At 46.3% G+C, this 20,651-nt stretch carries 12 protein-coding genes and 2 pseudogenes; 6 read left to right on the forward strand and 8 right to left on the reverse strand.

Translation table 11 applies throughout. The annotated features are described in order from the left end of the window. Positions 1-23: 23 nt before the first annotated feature. Together AACT19_RS20525 and AACT19_RS20530 are read left to right on the forward strand one after the other, a co-directional pair. Positions 24-1,889: pseudogene (locus AACT19_RS20525) on the forward strand (efflux RND transporter permease subunit); the annotation flags it as partial. After that, the gene (locus AACT19_RS20530) at positions 1,886-2,959 is read left to right on the forward strand and encodes a helix-turn-helix domain-containing protein (RefSeq protein ID WP_076648512.1); all 1,074 of its coding nucleotides are present in this window, start codon (positions 1,886-1,888) and stop codon (positions 2,957-2,959) included. The pseudogene AACT19_RS20525 and the gene AACT19_RS20530, both read left to right, overlap by 4 nt. A gap of 153 nt (positions 2,960-3,112) precedes the next feature. On the opposite strand, the gene fruA is transcribed toward AACT19_RS20530, so the two are convergent. The 3 genes from fruA to fruB are packed head-to-tail and all read right to left on the reverse strand — an operon-like array spanning position 3,113 to position 7,009. Continuing rightward, positions 3,113-4,873, reverse strand: coding sequence for a PTS fructose transporter subunit IIBC (gene fruA, locus AACT19_RS20535; protein WP_076648514.1), 1,761 nt, complete (start codon positions 4,871-4,873; stop codon positions 3,113-3,115). 15 nt (positions 4,874-4,888) lie between these two features. Then, positions 4,889-5,866, reverse strand: a complete 978-nt coding sequence (gene pfkB / locus AACT19_RS20540) for a 1-phosphofructokinase (RefSeq protein ID WP_076648516.1) — start codon at positions 5,864-5,866, stop codon at positions 4,889-4,891. 9 nt (positions 5,867-5,875) lie between these two features. Beyond that, positions 5,876-7,009, reverse strand: a complete 1,134-nt coding sequence (gene fruB, locus AACT19_RS20545; protein ID WP_076648518.1) for a fused PTS fructose transporter subunit IIA/HPr protein — start codon at positions 7,007-7,009, stop codon at positions 5,876-5,878. Positions 7,010-7,394: 385 nt separating this feature from the next. Between fruB and cra the strand changes: the two genes are divergently transcribed. Next, positions 7,395-8,399, forward strand: a complete 1,005-nt coding sequence (gene cra / locus AACT19_RS20550; protein ID WP_076648520.1) for a catabolite repressor/activator — start codon at positions 7,395-7,397, stop codon at positions 8,397-8,399. 67 nt (positions 8,400-8,466) lie between these two features. On the opposite strand, the gene AACT19_RS20555 is transcribed toward cra, so the two are convergent. The 4 genes from AACT19_RS20555 to nirB all read right to left on the reverse strand — a co-directional run bounded on the left by AACT19_RS20555 (position 8,467) and on the right by nirB (position 15,103). Next, on the reverse strand, positions 8,467-10,257 hold the full coding sequence (locus AACT19_RS20555) for a bifunctional protein-serine/threonine kinase/phosphatase (RefSeq protein WP_076648522.1): 1,791 nt from the start codon (positions 10,255-10,257) through the stop codon (positions 8,467-8,469). 167 nt (positions 10,258-10,424) lie between these two features. Then, positions 10,425-11,894, reverse strand: coding sequence for a NarK family nitrate/nitrite MFS transporter (locus AACT19_RS20560; protein ID WP_017092799.1), 1,470 nt, complete (start codon positions 11,892-11,894; stop codon positions 10,425-10,427). Positions 11,895-12,036: 142 nt separating this feature from the next. After that, on the reverse strand, positions 12,037-12,381 hold the full coding sequence (nirD, locus tag AACT19_RS20565; RefSeq protein ID WP_004730303.1) for a nitrite reductase small subunit NirD: 345 nt from the start codon (positions 12,379-12,381) through the stop codon (positions 12,037-12,039). A gap of 139 nt (positions 12,382-12,520) precedes the next feature. After that, entirely contained in the window at positions 12,521-15,103 is a 2,583-nt protein-coding gene (gene nirB / locus AACT19_RS20570; RefSeq protein ID WP_076648524.1) for a nitrite reductase large subunit NirB, read from the reverse strand. A 472-nt stretch (positions 15,104-15,575) separates the two neighbouring features. Between nirB and AACT19_RS20575 the strand changes: the two genes are divergently transcribed. Together AACT19_RS20575 and AACT19_RS20580 are read left to right on the forward strand one after the other, a co-directional pair. Then, a complete protein-coding gene (locus tag AACT19_RS20575) occupies positions 15,576-18,158 on the forward strand; it encodes a molybdopterin oxidoreductase family protein (protein ID WP_076648526.1) in 2,583 nt (860 codons plus the stop codon). A 338-nt stretch (positions 18,159-18,496) separates the two neighbouring features. Next, positions 18,497-18,970, forward strand: a complete 474-nt coding sequence (locus tag AACT19_RS20580; protein WP_076648528.1) for a hypothetical protein — start codon at positions 18,497-18,499, stop codon at positions 18,968-18,970. A 388-nt stretch (positions 18,971-19,358) separates the two neighbouring features. Here the strand turns inward: AACT19_RS20580 and AACT19_RS20585 are convergent. Then, positions 19,359-20,189, reverse strand: a pseudogene (locus tag AACT19_RS20585) (IS110 family transposase); the annotation flags it as partial. A gap of 80 nt (positions 20,190-20,269) precedes the next feature. Here AACT19_RS20585 and AACT19_RS20590 point away from each other — a divergent pair. Beyond that, the coding region (locus AACT19_RS20590; RefSeq protein ID WP_076648532.1) for an IS5 family transposase at positions 20,270-20,651 on the forward strand (382 nt) is incomplete at its 3' end.

Consider the following 20,651-nt stretch of genomic DNA (forward strand, 5'->3'; position numbering starts at 1 on the left):
AATTATGAGGGGATTCGCAAGGGCAGGGCGTTAACTCAGTATCAGTGGCAACCGTGTTTGGTGTGCTCACAACCATCGCTGCGTTTTCTCCAATGTTATGGATTAATAACGAGCTAGCCAAAGTGCTTGCAGGGTTTTCAGCAGTGGTGATCTTTGCGCTGATATTCTCGCTTATCGAAAGTAAATTTATTTTGCCGTCACACTTGGCTCAGCTTTCCGTGAAAAAGCCATCTACCAGTATTTTTGCCAAGGTTCAGAATGCCGCTCAAGGCGGGTTGCAGTGGTTTAATCTCAACATCTACAAGCCAGTGTTGGAGTTTGCACTTGGCTACAAAGTTGCGTCCTTACTTGGGTTTGTTGCGGTTATCTCACTGGCTTATGGCATGTGGTCTAACGGTGCGATTCGCAGTGCATTGTTCCCTGAAATTCCGGGGCGTTACATCACTGCGGTTATTGAACTGGAAGATGGCGCGCCGTTGCCTTTACAGCGCCAAGCCTTGTTGCAAGTAGAGCAAGCAATGACACAAGTTGAAAAAGGTTTGATGGACGATTACCCATTACAAGAAAAGCCTGTTGTTAACCTGCTTGCTTGGTCTGATGGCTATGGCGAAATTGAAGTCACAGCCGAGCTCACCAACGAATCTTTAAGCTCACTGCCGGGTAATTTATTGTTGAAGCGATGGAGAGAAAACACAGGGCAAATAGAAGGCGCTTATTCGGTTAAATTCAGCGCGGCTGAGGAGCCTGCTGGTGGCACATTCTTAACGATATCTTCCAATGATCGTGAGCTTGCTTCCCTAGTTAGCGAGGAGCTCGCGGATACCTTAGCCTCGTTGAAAGGCGTATCGGATGTCTACGACGACGGTCAGGATGGTTTGCCGCAAGTTCGATTGGTATTGAATCAATATGGTCAGCAGCTAGGGTTAACGCAAGCGAAACTGGCTCAGCTAGCAGGCGAAGCGTTTGGTGAAAGAGAAGTGCATCGTTTATTAGAAAATGGGCAAGAGACCAAGGTGCTTCTGCAATATCCGAGAGATGAACGCAGAACCTTAGCTCAGCTACAACAGGCTCTTATCATGTTACCTAATGGCGGAAGTGTGATGATGGGGGATATTGCTGAGTTTTGTCATGAGCAAGAGCCACAAGTGGTTTACCGCCGTGACCGAGAGCAAGTGATTAACCTGTATTGGAAGCAGAACCGAGACCTGCAATCACCAGAGAAAACACGTGAGCAACTTGAAGATACGATTGAATCTCTGAACTTACAGTTTCCGAGTGTGACGATAAAAGCGGGCGGCGAGTTTGAAGAGATCGGTGAGGTGTCGAACGGCTTTAAATCAGCGATGATACTAACGCTCATCATGATCTACATTTTGTTGGCGGTGCCTTTGAAGTCCTATTGGCAGCCGATGATCATCATGGCAGTGATACCGTTTGGTTTTGCAGGTGCGATTTTTGGTCACTACTTGATGGACTTACCCATCAGCATTCTTTCGATGTTCGGCATGATGGCCATGACGGGCATCGTGATTAACGACTCGCTAGTGTTGATCACGCGCTTTAATAGTGAATATCGTCAAGGTGTGCCGTTACAGCAGGCGTTAGTCATTGCGGGTACTAGCCGCTTGAGAGCGATTTTCTTGACCACCATTACAACGGTGTGTGGATTGTTACCATTACTCAGCGAAACCGCAGAACAGGCGCAATACTTGAAACCAGCGGCAGTATCTTTGGTGTTTGGTGAGTTGTTTGCCACTGCGGTGACTCTGATTTTGATTCCCGTCCTGCTTGGTTTGTTTTGTCGCAAGCCGCCGCTAGTTGAAAATCTAATCGAAAAAGAACTGGGCGAGCAAGATTCATTAGAAGAACTCACTTTGGAGCGCTCGTGATTGATTTTATAAAGGACAAAGACGATAGTGAAGCCAAGCTATCTGGTTCAATGAAGCTAGCCAGTTCAATAAAGCTGTCCAGTTCGGCGAAGCTAACCGACAGTAAGACTAAAGCCAATGTACCAGAGACCCAAGACTGTATGACACAAGAGAACAAACCTGCTTTGCATTTAGAACCAGCTTTTAAACTGGTGCCTGAGATTACATTGATTGAATCTTTGCCAGAGCACCTACAAAAACGCTTTACGCATGCATTGACCTTGATGCATGAAGAGTGGGGTGAGCGTCGTACGTGGGAAGAAATCGCAACAGAGAGCGCGATTTCGCCATACCACTTTCATCGTCAGTTTACTGAGTTGTTTAACGAAACTCCGGGTCAGTACTTGAGTCGTGTTCGATTACAAATCGCGGTGGGTTTGTTGATCAATGATGAGCCGTGGAGCGTGATTGAAATTGCTCAGTATTGTGGCTACTCATCGTCACAGTCATTAGGTAAGGCGCTTAAGCGCGAGCTTGGTGTTACTGCAAAACATATTCGAGAAATGGGCTACAACGCGACGCCTAAGGAAACGGCAGACTTCATCCAGAAGTTGGCGCATCCAGGTGTGCAGTCTTCGATGGAGAAAGAGCTAGTTAAATCTATGCCGATCGAGCTGGTTTGGTATCCAGAACGCGGTATGCAAAAGCTTAAATTGGAAGATCCTGATTGGGACACGGTATTTGAAATCTATGGTCAGAAGTCGACGCATTTGATGGGCACTACGCCGATCAAGCAAATGAATAACAAGTGGGACGACATCGACGCTGAAATCGGAAATTGGCAAGTCGCGAAAGATCGTTACGATATGACCATTCCTGAAGGCTACTACTTATGCAGCGACGTTTATCTGGTTTCGGATGTGGCGTACAGCACAGCGTTAGAAGCTCTGTTTAAGGCGGTTGAGCAACAAGGTTTGAAGTTAGATGTGCAAGGTTATTTGGTGGAGATGATTCGTCAGATCGACACGGATGATGTCGAAGGCGTGACGTTTTCATTCCAGTTGCCCGTTTTAGCGACATTAGAAAAGTAACACCAGACCGAGCGTTTCAGTTTGTTAGCTAATTCCAATAAAAAGGCTCCTCAAATGAGGAGCCTTTGTTTTATTTCAAGGAACCGTTTACCAAGAAACCGGTTATCAAGAGCCTCTGTTCGAAGGGTTTAGCCGTTAAACAGAGTAGGGGGATTAAGCCTCTGCTTCTACTTTATCGCTGCTCATCTTTTTAAGAGCGGCGTAACCAAAGCCTGTTACTGCTGTACCTGCTGCAATCGCTACTAGGTACATAAGAACTGGAGAGATAGCACCAGGAATCAGTAGTACGAACAAGCCGCCGTGTGGAGCCATTAGCTGTGCGCCAAACATCATTGATAGAGCGCCAGTTAGTGCACCACCCGCCATACAAGCTGGGATAACACGCATTGGGTCTTTCGCTGCGAATGGGATTGCACCTTCAGAGATGAAACATAGGCCAAGAACGAATGATGCTTTACCTGCTTCACGCTCGCCTGCTTCAAACTTGTCTTTCACTAGGAAAGTCGCAAGGCCCATACCTAGAGCTGGAACCATACCTGCTGCCATGATTGCTGCCATTGGTGCGTAAGTTTGCGAAGCCAGTAGACCAACACCAAAGGTGTAAGCCGCTTTGTTTACAGGGCCACCAAGGTCGAAACACATCATTGCGCCTAGAATCACACCCAGAAGAATCGCGTTAGATGTTCCCATGTTGTTTAGGAAAGTGGTCATTGCGCTCATCACGCCAGAAACAGGGCCACCTACGATGTAAACCATCACAAGACCAGTGAACAAACTCGCGATAAACGGAATGATCAGGATAGGCTTGAGGGCTTCCATGGATTGTGGAAGTTGAACCTTGTCGGCAATGAATTTAGCCGCGTAACCCGCAATGAAACCCGCTGCGATACCACCTAGGAAACCTGCGCCCGTTGAGCTAGCCAACATACCGCCGATTAGACCTGGAGCCAGACCCGGACGGTCAGCAATTGAGAATGCAATGAAACCAGCAAGAACAGGAATCATCAGTGCGAATGCAGAACCACCACCGATAGTCATCAATGCTGCTGCTAGTGTGCCTTCTTCTTTAAACGCTTCGATACCGAATACGAAAGAGAGTGCAATGATCAAACCACCCGCAACCACCACAGGAAGCATGTGAGAAACACCTGTCATTAGGTGCTTGTACACGCCTTTCTTCTCGTCAGCAGGCGCTGAATTTGAAGAAGCAGCGTGTTGGTATGGTTTAGCTTCTGTGAATGCTTTTTCCATCTCTTGCTTTGTTTTCTTAAGCGCAGGACCCGTTGTCGTTTTGTACAGCGCTTTGCCGTTAAAACGATCAAGAGGAACATCGATATCAGCTGCGATGATAACAAGATCAGCATCTGCGATTTCTTGGTCAGTCAGTTGGTTCTTCGCACCTACAGAGCCACGAGTTTCCACTTTAATTTGGTGACCTAGGCGTTTGCCTTCTGCTTCAAGCGCTTCTGCGGCCATAAAGGTATGTGCAACGCCAGTTGGGCAAGCCGTAATCGCTACGATCTTCTTGCTGCCTGTGCTTGCTGTTGTAGAAGAGTTTGGAGTGGTACCAGTCACTTCAACAGTGCTTTCAACTTGAGAAGCGTCTAATACCGTTGCTTCTGCTACCGCTTTTTCTAGAAATGCTTTTGCATCTGCAGTGCATTCAGAGATAGCTGCTTGGTACACCTTCTTTCCGACAAAGCGCGCTTTATCAACGTTTGTGTTGGCTGCGATAACCACAACGTCGCTGCTGTCGATAGTGTCTTGCGATACGGTTGAGTCAGGTAGCACGCTTGATTGACATTCAATAGCGGCGTTCCAACCCAGTGCTTTTGTCGCTTGCTCTAACAAGCCTGCGGCGATGATGCTGTTTGCTACGCCACTAGGGCAAGCTGTGATAATGGTAATATTCATAATAAACCTTTTGTCCTATTTGCTTGTGTCTAACTGGCTAGTTGGAGCACTAAGCGACTGTAATTGGATATTTTGTAGTACTGAATCCAGCTCTTGTTGGCTGGTGATGCCCACGCCTACCTGTGAAACTGCTAGAGCAGATAGGGCGGTTGCGAATTTAATAAGTTCTGGTTTTGGCATCTGTTGCATGTGACCCCAACATAGGCCTGCAACTAAGGTGTCACCTGCGCCTACCGTGCTTACCACTTGCATACGCGGCGGTTGAGCATGTAGCCATTCACCTTGGTTTAGCCACATCACGCCTTCTGCGCCTAGTGATACCACGATGTTATCGATGCCTTTTTCACTTAGGGCTTGGCCTGCGTGTTGGCATTGGTCGCGTGTAGTTAGTTCAGCGTTGAACAGCTGAGACAGCTCTTCATCGTTTGGTTTGATCAACCATGGTTGTGCATTGATACCGGCTTTGAGTGCGTCACGGCTGCTATCAAATAGCACCTTTTTACCTAGGTCACGCAAGCGTTGTACCCAAGAAGCGCAAAGCTCTGGTGATACGCCTTGTGGCAAGCTGCCTGCAATCACGAAGTATTCGTGGTCTTCAGCCAGTTCTAACAAGGTTTCTTCAAACGCTTTGATAGCGTCAGCATCAACAGGAACACCTGGGAAGTTGATGTCGCTTACTTGGCCTGAATTCTCTACCAATTTCACGTTAATGCGAGTTGCGCCATCAACACGGATGAAGCGGTCAGTTGCGCCCATCTGTTCAAACAGTTGGCAGAACGCTTCTTCGTTATTTCGACCAAGGAAACCTGTTACGGTCACTTTTGCGCCAAGCTCTGAAAGAACTTTTGCGACGTTTACGCCTTTGCCCGCTGCATGCAGAGAGCCTTTGTTTACTAGGCTAACTGAACCTACATTTAGTGCGTTGATAGCGCCTGTCAGGTCTAGAGCAGGGTTAAGCGTTACAGTAACGGCATTGATTTGTTTATCAGACATATCGACTCCTTAACCTTCGCCAAGGCCTGAAGCGATAGCTTTGCCAATCGATTCAAGTGCTTGTGCTGCGTCATCACCTTCAGCAACAAATTGAAGCTGGTGGCCGTGTTTAACGCCAAGAGCGATTACTTTCATCAAGCTCTTCGCGTTCACTTCTTTTCCGTCGCCATCTAGGTTTGAAACGCGGATCGTTGATTCGAATTTCTTCGCTTCAGCGACTAGCATTGCACCTGGACGAGCGTGTAAGCCGTGTGCGTTTTTGATTTTGAATACTGCGCAGTTGTCATCGTCTTGAGACGCTGTAGAAACCGCTTCACCTTTCAGAAGGCCAATCACTTGTGCAATGTCAGCGGTTAACAGTTGTTGCTGTTTACCTTCGAAAACCATCTTGCTTAGGTTTGCCAGAATAGATTGGTGTGCGCTGTTACAAGCGGCGAATGCGACCAATGCTTTCACTGGTGTGCCTTCGTACTCACAATGGTTTGCCGTTGAAACGAAAGATACGCCAGTGCGAGTTACGCCTTTATCGCTGCCCAACAACCACAGGCCTTGGCCTAGGTGAGTCGGTGTTTTTGTTACTAGGTCTGCAACGAATGCGTTGTCTGTACAGCCTGTATTCTTAAGAAGACCGCCCGCCACTGCCGACATTTGAACCATGTCGCTCGCAGGGAACAGTAGCTGAACCAAAGAAGCGTCTAGGTCGGCTTCTAGCTGAACTTCGCCGTTAAGTAGGGCGATGATTTCGTCTTCTGATTTCGCTTGCTTTAATTTTTCTTCAACACCGTCTGCCGCTAGAACTTTCGTTAGTTGCTTTAGAATGCCTAAGTGCTCGTCTGATTTAGCCGCAATACCAATTGCTACGTAAACACGGTTGCCGTCTGCCCAATCAATACCTTCAGGGAAGTGGTGTACCGCAACACCTGTCTCTTTTACTAGGCCACGAGTGTCAGTGGTTCCGTGAGGAATCGCGATGCCGTTACCTAGGAACGTAGAGTTCTGGTTTTCACGGTTCAGCATTCCTTCAACGTAGCCAGAGTCAACTAAGCCTTTCGCGGTCAGGTCGCCAGCAATGTTTTGGATAGCTTTGAATTTGTCTTCGGCAGTTTGGCCTAGAGTGATGTCAGATTTTGATAATTTAAGCATGGTGCCTCTTTAGCGTATCGCTTGAGAATTTGTGTATCGCTACGATTCAGTCTAGAGCAAGAATTAGTGAACTTTACTCGTTGCTTTGCTCTTTGTTTTACTTTAGCTGAATCGGTTCAGCATTCAGTGTAAAAAAATTCAGCAAAGCCGATTTTGGTTTTCAAAATAGTTTTGCTGCGCGTCGTAATTTAAGTTTCGTTAATAACGAGAAGTTGAATCACAACAAATGACGCTCAATCCATACAAAAGGATGATTGAAGTCACTTTTCAGATTTTGCTGAATCCTTTCAGCTTTTATACTGAATCGATTCAGCATATAATTCAACTAATCTGAGGATCAGATCATTGGTTATATGATCCTACGCACAAAATACAGGTCACCCATATGACACTTGATGAAATTGCTAAATTGGCTGGAGTATCGAAAACCACGGCTAGTTATGTCATCAACGGCAAGGCGCAGAAATACAGAATCAGTGAAAAGACTCAGCAGAAAGTCATGGCGGTTGTTGAAGAGTATAACTACCGACCAGACCATGCTGCTTCGTCGCTGCGTGCTGGTAATAGCCGTTCATTTGGTTTGATTATTCCTGATCTGGAAAACAGCAGTTACGCGCGTTTAGCAAAATTGATCGAGCAGAACTCACGTAAAGTGGGCTACCAGATTTTGATTGGCTGTTCTGATGATGATGCTGAAACTGAACGCAAGGTTGCTGAAGCTTTGGTGAGTCGTCGTATCGATGCTTTGCTGGTGGCGAGTTCCATGCCAGACGCCAATGAGTTCTACTTGAAACTGCAAAACTCAGGTACCCCAGTAATTGCGATTGACCGTCCGTTAGACGATGAACATTTTGCTTGTGTGATCAGTGAAGATTTCGAAGCCGCGTTTGAACTGACGCACTCGATTCTCGATGACAGTATTCATAGTGTTGGTTTGATTGGCGCACTGCCAGATTTAAATATCTCGCGTGAACGTGAGCTAGGTTTTGAAGCCGCGAATAAAGCACATACTCAACAAACAGGGCTAATAGAAAACAAGCCGATGGTTGTGGGTTATGGTGAGCACTTTGACCGAGAATCTGGTCGCGAGATTTTTGAAGACTGGATAGCTAAAGGCACAGTTCCCGATGCAATTGTGACTATGTCTTACACCTTATTAGAGGGTGTGCTGGATGTGATGGTTGAAAAGCCAGAGCTGATCAATCAAGTAAAACTGGCAACCTTTGGTGATAACCGTTTATTGGACTTCTTACCCTTTAAAGTCCATTCACTGCCACAGCAATTCGAAGTGATTGCCGATAGTGCTTTTGCCTTGGCGTTAAATGCTTCCGCTAAACGTTATCAAGCGGGTATTGAACTCGTGCCAAGAAGCTTAGTGAAACGAGGCTAGCTCGAGTTTTACTGTTAGCTAGAAGCCTCGCGTTTAGCTCGAGCTTGGAATTAACTCGAACTTGGTTCTAACTAGCACTGAGCAATAAGCCCAACTCTACAATGGCAACAATGCCGAGCAACAAAGCCAACACCTTCCAAAACTGGATTGGGTTTCGGTTTATCAAAGGTTGCTTGGCTTGGCTTTTCACCAAGCTTTGGTTTGGCGTGTAAAGGTCTGCCACAAAATCCCCCAACACTTGATGACGCTCGCTTGGTGATTCCGCGCAGGCTTTTTGTAATACCAAATCCACCCAGCTTGGTAAGTCAGCTCGTTTCTGTGTGATGGGTTGGTATTCCCATTGATGGTGACGAGATTGCTTAAGCGATTGTGCGGTCATTTCAGAGTAGGGTAATTCACCGGTTAGCATCTCATAGCCGATTACAGCGATAGAGAACAGATCAGAGCTGGTGGTCGCGCTGTTATGTTTGATGGTCTCGGGTGCAATGTAATTGACCGCACCTAATGGAGTGTCGTCTTTGTCTGCGAGCTCTCCTTCTTCAAGTCCTCTGACTAATACAGCGCCAAGGTCGATGATTTTTATCTCACCATCATGTTGAAGCATAATGTTCTCGGGCTTTAAGTCTCGGTGCACCATGTCTGCGCGTTGTAATACTCGAATACCTTGTGTGATTTTTTCTAGTATGTCGCGTACTTCATTGAGTGACGGTTTTGGATTGTCGTACATCCATTGTCTTAGCGTGATGCCTTCTACCCATTCGCAGATTTGATATAAAAATTGCGAGTTCTCTGGCGTCGGGTAGACCTTCATTACCTTCTTATTGTTCAGCAAGATCCCTGCCCATTGTTCATTAAAGAAAGCTCTGAGTTGCGACGGACTATCGTGATATTGAACGGAAGGGACTTTTAGCACGAACTCGGTTTGTGTCTCTTTTTGCATCACACGATACACATGGCTTCTTGAACCTGCATACAACACCTCAAGCACCATGAAGTTGTCGATACTTTGCCCGAGCTTTAACGCGGGTGGGATGGCACGTTTAGCCAGTTTTTCATGGAACTCGATGAGCGAAGGCTTAGGTAGATGACTAACTTGCACAATCAAGCAGCTCACGTTGTCTGAGCTATTGTGGCTTAAAGCAGTGTTACAGATGGTCTGTGCTGCGTATTCGAAATCCGCTCCAGGCTTATCGATGTGTTCATTGAAGGTGTTGGGCGAGACAAATTCATGCACACCATCCGAAGTGAGGATAAAGCAGTCGTTTTTCTTGATAGGCAGGGTTTGATAGTCAACGTTGAGTTGGTTGTCCATGCCTAAGGCGCGTGTTAAGTAATGCTTCTGTCCCATATTTTTACGGGTGTGGTCGCGTGTCAGTTGGCGTAATTCTCCATCTCTTAGTAAGTAAATGCGACTGTCGCCAACGTGGAATATATGCGCGGTGTTCGATTTCAATATCACGCTGCTGAACGTCGAAACGAGCGCATTATGGTTCACTTGTTGTGCTGGATGGATATTAGAAACAGACGTGTTGAAGAGCCAAGAATTGAGTGAGGTTAAGACTTTCTGTGCTGAGCGCTGAATGCTCCAGCTATTTGGCGTGGCGTAATAGTCGTCGATAAACTGCATCACGCTAGTGTGACTGGCTTTCTGGCCGTGTTCACTGCAACTTGCCCCGTCTGCTATGCAGGCGACACTGCCTTTCAACTCTTGCTCAGTACGAGTTTTGGGGTGCTTTACAATGATGGCGTCTTGGTTTTCATCACGTATGCCTTTATTCGAATAACCACCAAACTTCAAAGTCAGTTGGTTATGGGATTCTGGCGTGACGACTTGCCCTTGGCTGAATGAAATTGTCATAACTGGTCTTCTTTTAACTGTTCTTCTTCCCGCTTCCTTGACAGAACTTCCTAGGAAGAACAAAAGCTCTAGTGAACTTAGAGCCTTTGAACGAAGCACCTAGCGTTGATGTATCCGCTAAGGTGCCTCTCCCGATTCAATAATATCAATGCTTCTTAGTACAGACCCTAGCTTGAAACATTAATCAGCGTGACACTGCCGTCGTCGTTTACTTCGGCGATTTGACCGTTAGGCTCTTCCATGAACAGTAGAGTTACAAAGCCAAGTACCGCTGTTGCAGCAATCACTAAGAAGAACGTTTGGTAGCTCACGAATGACAACACAGTTAGGTAAACTACCGCACCCACGTTACCGTAAGCACCTGTCATACCAGCAATCTGACCTGTCATACGACGCTTGATTAGAGGAACTGTTGCGAATACTGCACCTTCACCCGCTTGCACGAAGAAAGAACACGCCATCGCTGCGACAACCGCTAGCCATACAGGCCATGTGCTGTCGACTTGACCCATTGCAAAGTAACCCACAGCAAGACCAATCGTTAGAATAAGCAGTGTTGGTTTACGACCGAATTTATCTGAAATCCAACCACCACCTGGGCGAGACATTAGGTTCATAAAGGCATAAGCCGATGCAACCATACCTGCAAGAACCGGTGTTAATTCAAAGGTGTCAGAGAAGAACAGTGGCAGCATAGAAACAACAGCTAGTTCAGAACCAAATGTCGCAAAGTACAATACGTTAAGTACCGCAACTTGCTTGAATTTGTATTGGTGAATCTCTGGTACTTCTTCTTTAAATACGTTCTTGTTTACTTTCCAAACTTGCGACACTTCGTACACGTAAAGCGCAGCCAAACCTGCATATACAGAGTAAACCGCCATGTCAGATAACATGTTGATGTTGCTTGGTGATAGCTTCCATGTCAGTAGTGCTAAAGCGGCATACATCGGGATCTTCATAATAAGTAGGAAGAAAAAGTCACCCTTTGATGTCACTTCCATTGCCGTTACTTGAGCTGGTTTGAAGTAAGTAGAACCTTTTGGTGTATCCGTTACGTTTTTGTAGAACACAAACGAGAACGCTAAGCTCATAAGGCCAGTAATACCGACCGCATAACGCCAGCCGTCTTCACCACCAAACGCTAAAGCCAGAGTTGGAAGCGTGAATGCTGCCGCTGCTGAACCGAAGTTACCCCAGCCGCCGTAAATACCTTCTGCCGTACCCAGTTCATTGTGTGGGAACCACTCAGACACTAGACGAATACCGACAACGAAGCCTGCACCGATGAAGCCTAATAGGAAACGAGCAATCGCCGCTTGAATAAAAGAGTCTGCCATAGCAAACATAAAACAAGGGATTGAACAGACCGCGAGTAGCGAAGAGTAGACCAATCTTGGGCCGTATCGGTCGGTTAACATACCAATGGCGACACGCGCCGGAATGGTCAATGCAACGTTGAGGATCAGCAGTGTTTTGATCTCTTCAGTGGAAAGACCAAGCGACGTTTTTACCATTTGCAGTAGTGGGGCAAAGTTGAACCACACAACAAAGGTGATAAAAAAGGCCATCCAACTTAGGTGTAAGGTTTTCATCTTACCCGTAAATGAAAGCAGCGAAAATTTTGTGTTATCCATGGTTTAAATCCTTTAAATCTGGAAAATTACCCGGCTTTAGCTCGTGCGTTACTTCCGAAATTCGAACGCATTAATGTGGCTAAACCCTGTGCCGAAATTGCTCACGCCTATAAAGCGTTTACATGATGATGTCGGCGATTAGTTAACTGGCGATAGCAAGCGGTGCGAGAACCTGAACCTGTTCTCCTTGCTTGCGAACTTCAAATTTCACGAGCTTGAGATCGGGTTGTTCAAGGCACGCGCCAGTTTCTAAGTGGTAATGCTGCTTGTATAAGGGTGAGGCTACGTAAGGCTCACCGCTTAATGAACCAATGATACCACGTGACATCACATTCGCCTTGCCAACAGGATCGTAATTAGAGAGCCCATAAAGCGTGTCACTGCGCTTACAGTAAAAAATAGCCACTTGGTTATCGTCTACTTTGGCGCAAATACCACCGTTTGGGGTTAAGTCCCGGGTGTTGCATACGGTTGTCCAATTTTCCATGACTTTCTCCTAGTCAAAACATAAAACTAATAATCAATTTAATTAGGGTGATAGCCGACAGCAGTTTTCTTGGGCTGAGCCACTGTCGACTATCGATATTGGGTTTAGTTGTTACTGATTCACTGACCGTCAATTCGGCTTACGAAACTTCCGTGACTTCGATTTGGTCAGCCTTGGTTAGCATTTCATCGCGTTGTGAATCTGAAGAAGAGCTCAAGCTCGGCTTAGGAAAACGCTGCTCTCGTTCTTTGATGAATGACAGGCTAGTGTCCATTTCTTCGCTGTTGATGTAGTGCTGGAAACGCTTCATTTTTTCAGGGTTTTCGATGGTGGTTTTCCATTCACACTGGTATTTTTCGATGTTGAGAGCGATATCGGCTTCAAGTTCTTCAGCAACGTTGAGCTTGTCTTCAATCACGACTTGCTTGAGGTATTCAATGCCGCCTTCAAGGTTCTCCATCCATACTGATGTGCGTTGTAGGCGATCTGCGGTACGTGTGTAGAACATCAGAATGCGGTCGATGTATTGCAGCAGAGTGGTTTCATCAAGGTCGGTCGCGAAAAGGTCACCATGGCGAGGGCGCATACCGCCGTTACCACAGATGTAGAGGTTCCAACCTTTATCGGTGGCGATAATGCCAAAGTCTTTTGATTGAGCTTCTGCACATTCACGAGTACAGCCAGAAACCGCAAACTTGATCTTGTGGGGTGAGCGTAAGCCTTTGTAGCGGTTCTCTAGTCGAATCGCTAAGCCAACACTGTCGTCGACACCGTATCGACACCATGTGCTACCGACACACGATTTCACGGTACGTACTGATTTACCGTAGGCATGGCCAGTTTCAAAACCTGCATCAATTAGCTTTTTCCAGATGATTGGCAGTTCGTTAAGTTGCGCGCCAAACAAATCGACACGTTGACCACCGGTGATCTTGGTGTAAAGGTCGAACTCTTTAGCGACTTCGCCAAGCACGATCAATTTATCTGGAGTGATTTCACCGCCTGCAATACGCGGAACCACAGAGTAGGTGCCGTCTTTTTGCATGTTGCCAAGGTAGATGTCGTTGGTGTCTTGCAGTTCGATGTGTTGATCTTCGAGGATGTAATCGTTCCAGTAGGAAGCCAGAATCGAACCGACAGCCGGTTTACACACGGTACAGCCCAATCCGTTTCCGTGAGAATCTAACAGCTCATCGAAGGTCTTGATTTTGTTGACGCGGATAATGTCGGTAAGCTCTTGGCGAGAATACGCAAAGTGCTCACAGATATCGTTAGAGACTTCCACACCTAGGTTACTTAGCTCGCTATCGAGAACCTGTTTAGCAAGGGCAGAACAACCGCCACAACCTGTTGAAGCATTCGTGGTTTCTTTCAATGCAGCCATCGTGGTGCAGCCAGCAGAAACCGCGTCTTTAATGTCACCTTTGGTCACATCAAAACACGAACAAATCACTGCGCTATCGGGCAGAGCTTCAACACCCATTGCCGAACCTGAGTCATCGGCCACGTTAGGTAAAATCAGCACTGATGGGTTTTCAGGAAGAGGCATGTCATTTTGCTTTATTTGCAGTAGCGAACCGTAAGCCTCTGCATCACCGACCAATACTGCACCGACAATCTTTGTACCGTCTGCCGAGATGATCAGGCGCTTATAAACTTGTTCAATTTCATCGTTATAGGTATACGACTGAGCGCCTTCCGTCTTGCCATGTACTTCACCAATACTGGCCACATCGACGCCAAGTAGTTTGAGCTTGGTGCTCATGTCGGCACCAGTAAATGCAGCATCGTCAGTGCCGCCGGAGACAATATGCGAAGCCGCGACTTTCGCCATGGAGTAACCGGGTGCTACTAAGCCGAAGATCTTGTTGTCCCAAAGCGCACATTCACCAATCGCATACACGTTGTCGATGTTGGTTTGGCAGTGATCGTTAATCACGATGCCGCCACGTTCACCAATGGCAATATCAGAGCTGCGAGCTAGAGCATCTTGAGGGCGAATACCCGCAGAGAACACGATCATATCGGTTTCAAGGTGGGTGCCGTCTGCAAAGTTCATTCTGTAGCGAGCGTTCTCACCCGCGACTATCTCAGAGGTGGCCTTCTCGGTGTGAACTTGCACACCAAGGTCTTCAATTTTTCTGCGTAAAAGCGCACCTCCACCGTCATCTAACTGCACGGCCATCAGGCGAGGTGCAAATTCCACTACATGGGTTTCCAAGCCAAGGTTTTTGACTGCGTTTGCGGCTTCTAAGCCAAGCAGGCCACCACCAATCACCACGCCAGATTTGCTGCCTTTGCTTGATAATTCAATGGCGTCTAGATCTTCGATGGTGCGATAAACGTGGCAGTGTTCTTGGTCGTTACCGGGAATAGGGGGAACAAAAGGGAATGAACCGGTCGCCAGAATTAAGGTGTCATAACTCTCGGTATGTCCCGATTCAGTCACAACGCACTTATTTTCAGTATCCAGTTGAGCGACTCTCGCGTTGAGAAGGTAATTGACGCCATTGCTTTGGTAATACTCTTCGCTGGTTAATGCCAAATCATCAGCATTTCCGCGCTTGAAGTAAGCCGTCAACTGAACTCGGTCGTAGGCCAGCCTTGGCTCTTCACTAAAAGTAATTACATCAAACTCATCACTGTCTGATTGCAGGATGTTGTCGATAAATTTGTGTCCAACCATGCCGTTACCAACAACGACGATTTTCTTCTTGCTCATAATCCATTCCTTATTCTCGGCGTCACCATCACTAGCATCTAATTTCTAGTCGTTAGCAGATGAATACCGGGTTGAGATTCCACTCAATTCATAATCATCAAGAAAAACAAAAATGTTTTTTCTAAGTCTTGGTTTTTAGTGGAGCAAGGAGGGTGCCAGATTGCGAGTTGTTTATTTAAATAAAATTTAATCTATATATTTCAGTAATTTAAAAATTAAAGGTGGCACGTAATTACCCCTAAAGTGGTATGTAAAATTTTTGTTAGATTTATATAAATGAGCGTTTGTGGTGCAACTTTCTGCAAGATGGTGCAAAAATTAAGTTTCTATCTTGGCTAAGTTCGATTTTGTTCAGCGTTGATATTTTTAATTTAATTAAGTTGTTGTTTTTAAATGGTAATATTTCAATTTAGTCGAGTGGTGTTAAGTGGCGTGCTATTTGCTTGGTTTCAGTTATTACAATTATGGATAATTGAGCGAGAAACGGATGACCGATTCAAACAGCGGCTGGATAAAATCAACCTGTGCTTATTGTGGTGTAGGGTGTGGAATAGAAGCGAGACCGACATCGTTAGGAAAACTAGAAGTGCGTGGTGATAAAGATCATCCATCAAACTATGGAAAGCTATGTACTAAAGGGATTGCGCTCGGTGATACTGTGACGCCTTTAGGACGCCTAACACAGCCTGCTCATATTCAGAATGAGCAAAAACAAGAGCTGGATTGGAATAGTGCTACTCAGTTGGTTGCAGACAAATTCAATCAAACCATCGAAGAATTTGGGGCCGATTCGGTTGCGTTCTATGTGTCTGGTCAGCTGCTTACCGAAGACTATTATGTTGCCAATAAACTGATGAAAGGCTTCATCGGCAGTGGCAACATCGACAGTAACTCTCGCCTTTGCATGGCTTCAACCGTGGTCGGGCATAAGCGAGCATTTGGCGCAGACACAGTACCTGTCTGTTATGAAGATCTCGAGCAAGCTGATCTAGTCGTGATTACTGGCTCAAATCTAGCTTGGTGTCACCCTGTGTTATTCCAAAGATTAAGAGCCGCAAAACAAGCCAACCCTGCATTGAAAGTCATCGTCATCGACCCGCGTTATACCGACACCTGTGAAATCGCAGACATTCACTTGGCATTGGAATCAGGCTCAGATGTGGCGCTGTTCAATGGTTTATTGGGCTATCTCGACGATAACGACAAGCTAGATGCAGACTACATAGAAAACCACACTCAAGGCTTTACTGAATCGATTCGATCTGCGACTCAATATCGTTATACCGAATCAGGCTGGGGCGACAAAAGCGTCCCTGAGCTCACAGGGTTAACAGAGCAGCAGCTAAAACAGTTCTACAGTTTGTTTGCATCGAATGAGAAGGTGCTGACCATTTACTCCCAAGGCGTGAACCAATCGACACAAGGGTGTGACAAGGTGAATGCCATTATTAACTGCCATTTAGCGACCGGGAAAATCGGTAAGCCGGGCATGGGGCCATTCTCCGTAACAGGTCAGCCGAATGCAATGGGCGGGCGAGAGGTGGGCGGCCTAGCCAATACCTTAGCGGCGCACTTTGAATTTGGCGATTCGCAATCACACCAAACCGTTAGTGAGTTCTGGCAAACCGACAGCTTAGCGACTCACGCTGGCTTAAAAGCGATTGACCTGTTTGATGCCATGAATGAGGGCAAAATCAAAGCGGTGTGGATTATGGCAACCAACCCTGTTGTGAGCCTGCCTGACAGCGAAAAGATCAAAGCCGCATTAGAGAAGTGCCCATTTGTGGTGGTGTCGGATTGTATTGCCGATACCGAAACCACTCGCTTGGCCGATGTGGTGCTGCCCGCGCAAGGGTGGAGCGAGAAGTCGGGCACCGTGACTAATTCTGAGCGTCGAATCTCACGCCAACGCCGTATATTACCAAGCCCAGGGGAAGCCAAACCTGATTGGTGGATATTAAAAGAAGTCGCACAAAAAATGGAGTTCAACGATCAGTTCGAGTTCCGCCACGAAGGCGAGATATTCAAAGAGTATTGCGAGATGACAGCGCTCGGCAATGAAACAGGCAAAGCACGTGACTTGTGCTTAATTGGACTCACGCAACTGGATGAGAAAGGTTATGGCGAACTCACTCCACAGCAATGGCCAGTATTAGAGTATCAACCAGAGATCATTGAGCAGCGCATGTTCACCAATGGCGAGTTCTTTACAGAATCTGGTAAAGCGCAGTTTATTGCAGTTGAGCACGACAAACCGATTGCCGATACCAGCCTTGAATTCCCACTTATCATGAACACAGGGCGCATCCGAGACCAATGGCACACCATGAGCCGCACAGGCTTGGCCGCAGGTTTAGGTGAACACACACCAGAACCCTTTGTCGCCATGCATCCAGATACGGTTGCAGAGCTGAACTTGGATGAGTTTGGGCTAGATGCGTTCAACCACGCCACTATTAATCCAGTGGTGAAAGTGCGCAGTGCACAAGGCGAATGCCAAGCGCGATTAGTGGTGACCAAAGAGATGCGCCGCGAACAAGTTTTCATGCCTATCCACTGGAATGCACCGACCGCCAAAGACAGCAAACCATGTGACTTGATCTTGCCTCATACCGATGCCGCATCAGGCCAACCAGAATTCAAGCACACACCAGTTGTAGTAGAGCCGTGTGGTTATCGCAGCGAAGCAGCCTTAGTCAGCGACAAGGTGATGGATTGCAGCGGTTTTGATTACTGGGTGCGCCAAAGAGTGGAGGGCGGTTTTCTCTACCGCATCTCATCATCTAAGAACCCAATGGAGCTGGTGATTCAGCTAGCTAACACCCTCGATGCCTTGCCAGAGCCTAACGCGGAGGCAATCAAATCACTCCATTACCACGGCAACAAGTCATTCAAGAACTACGGTTCTGCCAAGCTGGGTCAGTCTGGTGTAAAGCAAGCCTTTGTGGTGAACAGTAAGCTCGATCATCAAAGCATCGAATGGCTGGTGGAATGCCTAACCCGAGAAGCCGATGAAGAGTTCGAAGCCGAGTTTTTGAGTACCATGGCGAAGTAGTTATTACCTTTCACTCACCGTACCTATAGCAAAAACGCCGACAATCATGTCGGCGTTTTTGTTTGAGAATACGACTCTTAAGCTATGACAACTCATAGTCTTAATTACGGTTTACTCACATATTGGGGAGTTTTCTGCATTTTGCCGAAACTATATGGAAAATTTCTGCTTTTTGTCATGTTTGATACGAAGAAAAGTAGGTAAGATGATGTTATTAAATGAGTTATTTGGCTAAGTGCAGCGAGTCTTGGAAACTAGACAGAATTGTTTCAGGGACAAAATGCAGAATTATTCTGTCTAATATAGCTGTTATACGACCCGGTAAAAAAGGAACATTAATGACAAGAATTATAGCTAAAGTATTTGCGATACTAATTGTAATTGCTGTTATCTGTGCTGTTGGATTTGCTATTTTGAAAGTATACGCAACGACTAAAGCCCTAGAACAAGATGTTGTTGCTCAAACTTATATCAAGAGAGTGGTTTTGAGCTTTAATGCTGACGACTTAAGTGAATTTAAAGAGTACCTTCACCCAGAGGTTACTGAGTATTTGGAAACGAAAGAAGGAACCCAATTAATATCTTTATTAAGTAAAATTGGGACGCTAAAAACCATTGACGAATTAAAGTGGGTATCGTCTAAATCAGTGGCATCTACAGTTCAAGGGCAATATGAGTTCTCAAACTATGAAGTGCAAGCCACTTTTGAGAATGGGAAAGGGTTAGTCAAGGTATCGACTATTCCAAATGGTGATGGGTACTTTGTGACTAATTTCCAGATATTCTCAGAGTATTACGCAACGCATCAATAGTCGTATAACAAGGCGTTTAAGTCAGATTCCCAACGCTTGGCATTTTCAGTTTGGGTCAGCTTTAGTGTTTAAGGTGGCAAGGTTTTAGGTAGGGTGGTGGCGTTGCTCACTACTTAACGCAGCTACATGGATTCCCCCGGTTGTCAAACATCCGCTAAACTTATGTTGATGGGTTTTGGACTGCCGCTCTACATTCGGCCTACTTATCGACGATTCGCATACGTCGTGGCCCTGATGACTTGCGCGACTGCGGTGCCTTATTCGTTAGATGACATCTAGTGTGTCCGCCGCATTAACAGGCTCTCCGCAAGTGGTCTTAACCTATCTCCATCATTAGCGTCTGCAATGACCCGGTGGGTTTAACTCTTTATGCTGCTTTGGTTTTTACTTAAGCAGCATAGTTTTCATATTCTGTTTGATTGTGTAAAAGCGACCATATAATTCGTGCGTTCTTCGCGGCCAGTGCCACTATCGCTCGGTTCATTCCTCTCCGTTCTAGAACCCCTCGACTTAGCTTATCTTGCTTGTCGCCAAGGTTGGCAATCACGGTCCTTGCTCCGTGAACTAATAGTGTTCGTAAGTATTTATCGCCGTGTTTGGTTATCCGACCTAAGCGTGGCTTTCCTCCCGTCGAATATTGTTTTGGTACGAGTCCTAGCCAAGCAGAGAAATCGCTGCTTTTATCAAATTGAGAACCGTTGCCTATCGAAGCAAGTATCGCAGTAGCGGTTTGCGGCCCAATACCCCGAACTTTCATCACTCGTTGAACATTAGCGCTGACCTTAGCAAAAGAGTCAAAGACTTGCTCTGTATCGGCGATACGTTGATTCAATTCACCAAGGTGGTGATAAGCATCGGCAATGACTGTTCTTGCGAGGTGTGGCAGTTCATTTTCTGCATCTTCGAGCATTAAGGGAACGTGTTTCAGCAATGAAGAGCGACCAACAGGAATGATTAATCCGAATTCAGAAAGCAGGGCACGCATGCGATTCATAAGCGCGGTGCGTTCACGAACCCAATGCTCTCTTATTCTATGTACCGATAGGATGGCTTGTTGCTCGGGGGATTTTATGGGCACAAAGCGAGTAGATGGACGCTGAACAGCTTCGCAGATAGCTACTGCATCATTAAGGTCGTTCTTCCCCTTAGTTCGATATGGAACCACGTATTTAACGGCCATGATACGGGTGTCATGTTCCAGTTTATTGAGTGTTCTTGCCGGCTTTGTTGCGTAATTCAATGGAACTAAATCAAGAACCTACGATCTGATCAGCTACCTCCACCCTCTCTCGTAGCCCTATGCCTAAGCCTCGTTACAAAACAACCAACTGGAAGCAATACAACCAATCACTCATTAACCGTGGCTCTCTGACCTTTTGGATTGATGAAGAAGCAATAAGCGGGTGGGCGCAAAGTAAACAGAATAAGCGCGGGAGGCCGCGTCGGTTCAGTGATTTAGCTATCACGACAGCACTCATGGTGAAACGAGTTTTTTCTATGCCATTGAGAGCGCTTCAAGGATTTATCGACTCGATATTTAGGTTAGCCCATGTACCGTTAAGTTGTCCGCATTACACCTGCATCAGTCGTAGAGCCAAGCAAATTGAGGTTTCATTTAAGACTAAAACGAGAGGAGCGATACAACACCTAGCCATTGATTCAACTGGCCTTAAGGTTTATG

This window comes from Vibrio sp. 10N.222.47.A9 (assembly GCF_963872585.1).
GTDB classification, from domain to species: Bacteria; Pseudomonadota; Gammaproteobacteria; order Enterobacterales; family Vibrionaceae; genus Vibrio; species Vibrio splendidus.

Coding starts and splice junctions, on each gene's coding strand:
- fruA (WP_076648514.1), bottom strand. CDS start 4,873: ATGAATATTACCATTATCACAGCTTGCCCTAGTGGCGTAGCAAACAGC.
- pfkB (WP_076648516.1), bottom strand. CDS start 5,866: ATGTCTGATAAACAAATCAATGCCGTTACTGTAACGCTTAACCCTGCT.
- fruB (WP_076648518.1), bottom strand. CDS start 7,009: ATGCTTAAATTATCAAAATCTGACATCACTCTAGGCCAAACTGCCGAA.
- cra (WP_076648520.1), top strand. CDS start 7,395: ATGACACTTGATGAAATTGCTAAATTGGCTGGAGTATCGAAAACCACG.
- AACT19_RS20555 (WP_076648522.1), bottom strand. CDS start 10,257: ATGACAATTTCATTCAGCCAAGGGCAAGTCGTCACGCCAGAATCCCAT.
- AACT19_RS20560 (WP_017092799.1), bottom strand. CDS start 11,894: ATGGATAACACAAAATTTTCGCTGCTTTCATTTACGGGTAAGATGAAA.
- nirD (WP_004730303.1), bottom strand. CDS start 12,381: ATGGAAAATTGGACAACCGTATGCAACACCCGGGACTTAACCCCAAAC.
- nirB (WP_076648524.1), bottom strand. CDS start 15,103: ATGAGCAAGAAGAAAATCGTCGTTGTTGGTAACGGCATGGTTGGACAC.
- AACT19_RS20580 (WP_076648528.1), top strand. CDS start 18,497: ATGACAAGAATTATAGCTAAAGTATTTGCGATACTAATTGTAATTGCT.